The 7,422-nt window shown below is 39.3% G+C and carries 5 protein-coding genes; 4 read left to right on the forward strand and 1 reads right to left on the reverse strand.

Translation table 11 applies throughout. The annotated features are described in order from the left end of the window. Window positions 1-160: 160 nt before the first annotated feature. The 3 genes from A9239_RS13220 to A9239_RS13230 all read left to right on the forward strand — a co-directional run bounded on the left by A9239_RS13220 (window position 161) and on the right by A9239_RS13230 (window position 2,349). Window positions 161-808, forward strand: a complete 648-nt coding sequence (locus A9239_RS13220; RefSeq protein WP_048118513.1) for a histidinol phosphate phosphatase domain-containing protein — start codon at window positions 161-163, stop codon at window positions 806-808. A gap of 819 nt (window positions 809-1,627) precedes the next feature. Next, window positions 1,628-2,002 carry a hypothetical protein gene (locus tag A9239_RS13225; RefSeq protein ID WP_048118511.1) on the forward strand — a complete coding sequence of 125 codons (375 nt, stop codon included), beginning with the start codon at window positions 1,628-1,630 and terminating at the stop codon, window positions 2,000-2,002. A gap of 140 nt (window positions 2,003-2,142) precedes the next feature. Beyond that, a complete protein-coding gene (locus A9239_RS13230; protein WP_048118509.1) occupies window positions 2,143-2,349 on the forward strand; it encodes a hypothetical protein in 207 nt (68 codons plus the stop codon). A 35-nt stretch (window positions 2,350-2,384) separates the two neighbouring features. Here the strand turns inward: A9239_RS13230 and A9239_RS13235 are convergent, their stop codons facing one another. Continuing rightward, window positions 2,385-3,761 carry an Ig-like domain repeat protein gene (locus tag A9239_RS13235; protein WP_158498927.1) on the reverse strand — a complete coding sequence of 459 codons (1,377 nt, stop codon included), beginning with the start codon at window positions 3,759-3,761 and terminating at the stop codon, window positions 2,385-2,387. Between the two features lie 846 nt (window positions 3,762-4,607). Here A9239_RS13235 and A9239_RS13240 point away from each other — a divergent pair. Continuing rightward, window positions 4,608-7,295 (forward strand): phosphoenolpyruvate synthase, encoded by a 2,688-nt coding sequence (locus tag A9239_RS13240; protein ID WP_048118507.1) that lies wholly within the window; start codon window positions 4,608-4,610, stop codon window positions 7,293-7,295. Window positions 7,296-7,422: the final 127 nt, after the last annotated feature.

Raw genomic sequence — 7,422 nt, forward strand, 5'->3', positions numbered from 1 at the left:
GAATAACACAAACTAGAATATCCAGCAAGAAACTATATACTTAAATAATTAAATATATATTTTAACTATTAACTATATTGGTTAATTGAATACGCAGTTGGTAAAATTAATAAGAGTCTACCCCGATTTTAAAAACCACTTTCAAAACACGGTGATCCGGTTGATTGACCTTCACACTCACACGATTTTCAGTGATGGGGAACTGATCCCCAGCGAACTTGTCCGGCGGGCGGTTATTCACGGCTATAAGGCTATTGCACTTACCGACCATGCCGATTACACCAATCTCGAACAGCTTATCGAAGCAGGACATAAAGCAAAATACCTTGAAAGTGAATGGGATATCCGCGTTCTAGCCGGGGTTGAACTGACACATGTGCCGCCACGGAAAATAGCCCCACTTGCAAAGAAAGCAAAAGAGCTGGGTGCAGAAATTGTGGTCGTGCACGGGGAGACCACCTCCGAGCCAGTCGCCCCCGGAACAAATGCAGCATCTGTTGTTTGTGAGTATGTGGACATCCTGGCCCACCCGGGCCTGATCTCTGAGGAAGATGTCGAGAGGGCTAAAGAGAACAATGTCTGCCTTGAAATTACAGCCAGGAACGGGCACAACCGGACAAACGGCCATGTCGCCCGGCTTGCTCTTGAAATTGGTGCAACGCTTCTGGTAAATACCGACACACATGCCCCTGAAGACCTTATCACCGATGAAACTGCCATGAAAATCGCCATGGGAGCTGGGCTTACCGAGGCAAAGGCAAGAGAAGTGTTAAAAGCATCTGCAAAAACGATAGCAGATATTGTTTAAACTGTAATTTCATACTCTTTTTCTATTTCTTCCCGTGCTTTTTCTCAATTATTCCATTTTGAATTTATTTCTAGTTCGTTTTCGTTTTTCTTTCAGTTTATCCCTTTTTTTTACTATTTCTTTGTTTCCTCAGCTTATTTATTACTACGGGAGCGCAGAGGGTTCACTTCATCCCCATTCTTTAGATTGGGGATGAAGTGAACCCTCGTCTCTTTTTGTTTTCTTTTTTAAACCTCTGTACCGTTGCTTCTTTGCAAAGTAGGTTTCTTAGTCTCATGGTTACATAAATTGGTAATGAAACTCTGCATCAAGGAAGTCTTATAAATGGATACTTAACTATTTTCCGGAAACCGGGCGGCCCGAAGATACCCCATCCTTTTTATGGTGGGGTGGCCGCACGCAATTTGATTTTTTATTCTATTAAATAAGAAACATAATTACCAAATCCGCGCTAGATATTCTAAATAAGATATAAATTGAACAGAAAAATATTAAATAAATAGATGAATATTGGCAAATATAAAAAGGTTTTTTAGTGTTTGTGGCATTTTCTTTTCGAAAAGTAAATGCTATCTGAAATATTTAGCGTACTTTATAGTTAAACTCTCGATCTGCTATTTAGCTGAATTTCCAATATTCTTTATAGGAGGTTTCACCTCAAAGAATCTAACTGTTTATATTATGTAAAATATTAGATTTGGATTTGCAGTAAACTTCCAAAACTCCCAAAATTGGATTACTGATATTGAAAATTCAGGACTTATAGATACAACTCTTTGAGATTGAGAGTTAAAGTTCGAGAATATCTGAGGTACTATAATGAAAAAAGTAAGTTTTTTAGTGATCGGCTTGCTACTTATGTCAATAGTAGCTATGTCAGGATGTGCTGATAATAAGACATCTGACAATACTGCTCCTGCAGAAGAGAATGCAGGCAATATGTCAGCTAATAATACTATGCCTCCAGGAGGAGAAAACCAAGGTCAGATGCCACCTGACAACGCTACTATGCCCCCAGAAGGAGCTCCAGGTAACATGTCAGGTAATGGTTCCATGTATCATGGAGACGCTCCAGGTAACATGTCAGGTAACATGTCAGGTAACGGTTCCATGTATCATGGAGATGCTCCAGGTAACATGTCAATGCCCCCTGAAGGAGCTCCTCAGGCAGGAAATGCAGATAACATGTCATAATTTGACTAGTTGAAACATGGCTTTCAACTGGTTAAACAAGGCTAAAAGGTAGTTGATTAAATAACAGGTTTACTACCTTTACCTTGACTTTTTGATTATGCTTTAAATTTCTCGCATCGGTAGTAAAGGTTTATCCTTAATTGTTAGAGAGAATCAAAAACAATATCTTAGAAGATATTGAAGAGATATTCTATTTTAGGTGTGATTCTTGTCAGAGTAGCTATAAAAATGCCCTAAAAATCTTATCCGTACTGAAACTGTCTGAAAATCACATGGAAGCCAGAATTACCGAAGCAAGGGCCAGAGAAGCGTTAAATGCATCTGCAAAAATAACAGAGATTGTTTAAATTATGGTTTTTAGCTTTATATTTTTCTCTCTATATCAAGAAAAATATTTTTTCTTTATAATATATAGCCCCAGGGATATGATGCCACTCACTACTGCAATAATAATACCAGCAACTATTGGATGTTCCAATACAGATTTTTTGGAACTTAGATCTTGACCTATTAGTGTGAAAGAAGAGGATGTACTTGGTCTAAACTGATTATTGCCTTTATATCTTGCTATTATCGAATGTGAGCCATTTGAAAGCAATGAAGTATCCAAAATTGCTTGTCCATCACTTAAAGTTTCAGTTCCTATGGATGTGGCCCCTTCCATGAAGGTGACTGTGCCTGAAGGTTTTTCTGTTACTTGAGACGTTGCACTAACTGTAGCAGTAAGTGTTCTTGATTCCCCAACAAGAAATCGATTGGGTGAAGAAGTTAAAGTAGTCATTGTTTCCACTCTGGATCCTGGAACAGAACCTATAAACTGACCTAAACCAGAAGGAAGAATTCCTACAGAAATTGGCTGGCCCATAACTGTTTTGGTTTCAGTGTCAATTACAGAAACAGTGCCTCCAAGATCATCAGTGGTGCCGGAATTTGTCACATATATCTTTGTTCCATTTTTGTTGACTGCAACTCCACAAGGATTTTTTCCTACAGTTATATTTGTAACATCTTTTGTGGTTGTGTTAATCACAGAGACTGTGCCCATGGGAGTGTTATGGTTTGCCACATATACCCATTTTTCATCTGGTGTGACTGCAATTCCATGAGGATCTTTTCCTGCAGTTAAATTGTCTGTAACTTCATTGGTTATTGTGTTAATTACAGAAACATTGCTACTCTCCATGTTCGTGACATATACTTTTGTTCCATTCTTGTTGACCGCAACTCCATAGGGTTTGACTCCTACGTTTACCGTCTTTGTAACATTGTTCGTTACTGTGTTAATCACAGAGATAGTATTGCTGCCGGTGTTAGCCACATATATCCTTGATCCGTCCGGGGTGATTGCAATTCCGCAAGGGTCGGTTCCTACAGGTATATCAGAAGCTTTGTTGGTTATTAGGTCAACTGCACGGACTTTTCCATTCAATAATTTTGCCACATATACTTTTTGTTCATACGGATAGATTGCAACTCCAGCAGGTTTGCCTGGTTTGCCTTCTTCTACATTCATCGATGTAACCTCTTCGGTGGCCGTATCAATTATGGAAACAGTACGTCCGGGAATGTCGTCATTACCAAAGTTAGTCACATATACCTTTGTTCCATCAAGGCTAATTGCAACACCCACAGGAACATTTCCCACAGGCACCGTGGAGATAACAGCGTCAGTTGTTGTGTTAATCACAGAAACAGTATTGCTTTTTTCATTAGGCACATATGCATATTCAGCGGACAAGTCGCTATGCGCAGTAGCCACCAACTCTATAGATGAAATAATAATTAAAAGTAAGAGAAAAGCTGTTGAAGTTAAAAACAGTGAGTATGATTTGTCCCCCTTTCTCATTTATGTTACATCCTTAAAATATAATATATATAAATTAGATTTCGCAAATAAGTTTGAGATGTTTTGAATTTGAATTTATAAAATTCTTAGATTTAAGGAGATCTTTTAGGGATAATGTTCAATTTTAGTTATGTTTTAGACAACTAGTGATTTTATTTTATTGATTTTTCTTTTAAATTGCTTAAATCGGAGTAATTTGTAACATCAAAATAATATACTTAGTAATATATAATACTGAGCAATATAATATTTAATAACAGGAACATTAAGTAAAGATAAAACGTACTGAGCCTGCTAAAAATACCAATTTGACTACACTTACTACCTCTTTATTATTTCATTTGCAAGACTATCAGATCCAGCAGAGCATCTAGATCAGAAAGGCTTTTGCCTTTAAACCAGAAGAGACCCAAATTCGTTTACTCCTTGCTACAATTTCTTCATAAACGAATTTATGGAACCTGATTCTGTGAGATTCTTCACTCAGGTTCTCTGTATAATGTAATGGTTTTCGGGATTGTAGCTTTTAACGAAGTCTTTGAAACAGAATATTTCATCGGTATCAAAAATGACTTTTCTTTGTGTACTCTTTGGCCTGAAGTAATACAATATCTACTAAAAATTTAAAGGTAAAATGAGTTGTAGAGAAAAATTAAGGGGATTTGAGAATCTCCTGCTTTGCGGACAAGCATATAAGTCCTATACTATAAAATCATAATAATATAAAAACCAGGATTTCATTTTTCGAGGTGTATTAGCATGAGCGTTTATGTAATGCACTTTAATGAAGTCGATAGGACAAACTTGCCCGAAGTCGGGGGAAAAGGTGCTAATCTGGGAGAAATGGTCAAAGCAGGATTTCCTGTTCCGCCTGGATTTTGCATTACAACGTCGGCTTACTGTGATTTTATTGCAGCAAGCAATGAGATAAACAAATTTTTTGATTTGCTGGATCAGTTGAAACTGGGTCAACCGGGCGAAATTAGCAAGCTGGGAAAACTGATCAGGGACCATTTATTAACCATCCCCATATCCCAAACAATAAAATTTTCTATCCTTGATGCATGGAAAATAGTAGGAGAAGAAAAAGCTTATGCCGTTCGGTCCAGCGCTACAGCCGAAGATTTGCCAACTGCCTCTTTTGCCGGCCAGCAGGAGACCTATTTGAACGTAAAGGGAATGGATCAACTCCTTCAGGCTGTGCGGAAATGCTGGAGTTCTTTATTTACTGACAGGGCAATTATCTACCGAATTAAAAACGGATTTGACCACCGTTCAGTCTATTTATCTATAGTGGTTCAGCAAATGATATTTCCGGAGGTTTCCGGGCTTATGTTTACCGTAGACCCTGTCACCGGGCACAGGAATACTATTTCCATTGATGCCAGCTTTGGGTTGGGTGAAGCTCTTGTCTCAGGAATTGTTTCAGCCGACTCTTATCAGGTCCGCGAGAACCAGATTGTTAAAAAGCAAATCGCAGAAAAGAAGAAAGCTGTTTATCCGGTCACAGAAGGAGGAACAGTAACCAGAGAACTTGCTCCTGAACTCCAAAAAAAGCAGGTCCTCTCTGATGATAAAATTCTGGAACTAGCCCAACTTGGTCAAAGGATAGAAAAACACTACTGCTCAGAGCAAGACATTGAGTGGTGTCTGGCAGGGAACAGGTTCTATATCTTACAGAGCCGTCCTATAACCACTCTTTATCCTATTCCTAAAGGATATAATGATAAACTTCATGTATTTTTATCTATTGCTCACCTGCAAATGATGACAGATGCCATGAAACCTATGGGGATTTCTGTTTTTTGGGAGATATTTCCCTTTGAAAAAGACTCCGTACCCTTTCCCGATTCAGTGATCGTAGAAGCGGGAGGAAGGCTTTTTTATGACGTTACTCCCCTTTTGTACAGTAAGGCTCTTCGGCGGTATTTTATCTGGAGAATTGCTATTGTAGACGAACTAATGAGAGGTGCCCTGGAAAAAATAGTATCAAGCGAGATATTTCAACAAGAAGCAAAAGCAAACAAAGATACAACTAGACAGGTTTTTAAATTATTCAAACCGATTCTTCCGCTCTATTTAAAGGGTATCCCGATTATTGTTAACAATTTATTTTTCCTCGATCCCTCGGGCATCATTGAACGAGCCACAGTTCCTCCAGAAAAAATAATCGATAAGCATAGGCACTGCATTATGCAGGCCTCAGGGGTAGAGCGAATTAAAAGCGTTCAGGAAAGTATGGGTAAGTTGCTACAGGAACTGATTGGCAGCATGATGTACGTACCGTTACCATTCATTGTCCTGCCCATTGCCAGACGGTTGACCAGATTATGGCTGGATGAGAATCTTGATGTTGATACGCTGAATAAATCCCTGCCTGGTAACGTGACCGTTGAGATGGGATTAATGATTGGGGATCTGGCCGACACCGCGCGAAAATATCCTGAAGTGGTAGATTATCTGGAAAAATCGGAAGACAGCACTTTCTATCATGACACTTTCTATCAGGGTCTCAGTAAAGTAAAGGGTGGAGATATATTCGGGACCGAACTGGACAGGTTCATGGAACTGTATGGCATGCGCTGCCCGGGTGAAATCGATATTTCAAACGTTCGATGGTGGGAAGCCCCTACCCTTCTTGTTCCATCTATTATAAACCATATTAAAATCAATGCTCCGGGCGAGCACCGAAAACGGTTCAGACAGGGCAGAAAAGAAGCGCAGGAAGTCGTACAAAAACTTATGGAAAGTATTAGCAACGCCTCTGCCGGAAGACTCAAATCAAGATTGATGTTCAGGCTTCTTTCCATTTACCGAAATTCTACAGGCTTGCGTGAATTTCCCAAGTATGTTATTGTTCGATTTTTTGATATATATCGCCAGGCTATCCTGATAGAGGCACGAGCTTTACATAAAAGAGGAGTCCTGGAGAAAGAAGAAGATGTATTTTATCTGTATCTCGATGAGTTGGTTGCATTGTTAGAAAATCATTTTAGTGAGGACCTGACGCGGCTTATAGACTCCCGTAAAAAAGCTTGCGAGCAGTACCAGAAAATGACTCCTCCCAGGGTTATGACCAGCGAAGGAGAATTTATTACAGGTGTAAGGAGCGATGTTGAGGCTCCTAAAGGGGCTTTAATCGGGACTCCTGTTTCTGCTGGGGTTGCGGAAGGGTACGTAAAAGTTATCCTCAGACCTGAAGCCGTAAAATTGAATAAAGGGGATATTTTAGTAGCGCCTTTTACTGATCCTGGCTGGACTCCACTGTTTTATTCCGTTGAAGCCCTGGTGGTTGAGATTGGGGGTATGATGACACATGGTTCTGTAATTGCGCGAGAGTATGGTATTCCTGCAGTCGTCGGTATAGAAAATGCAACCAAAATCTTAAAAGACGGCCAGTACGTCCGTGTTGATGGTACCAGGGGTTTTGTACAGATCCTGAAGTGAAAATAATCTTAATCAGGCAAGTTCAAAAAGGGCAGGACAATTCTGTTTTAACTTAAGGTAGGAAGTTTTTCATCTAATTTTGTACTATAATTTCTTCATCTAATTTTGTACTATAAGTTATTAATCT

Origin of the sequence: Methanosarcina sp. A14, assembly GCF_001729375.1 — an archaeon.
Lineage (GTDB): Archaea > Halobacteriota > Methanosarcinia > Methanosarcinales > Methanosarcinaceae > Methanosarcina > Methanosarcina barkeri.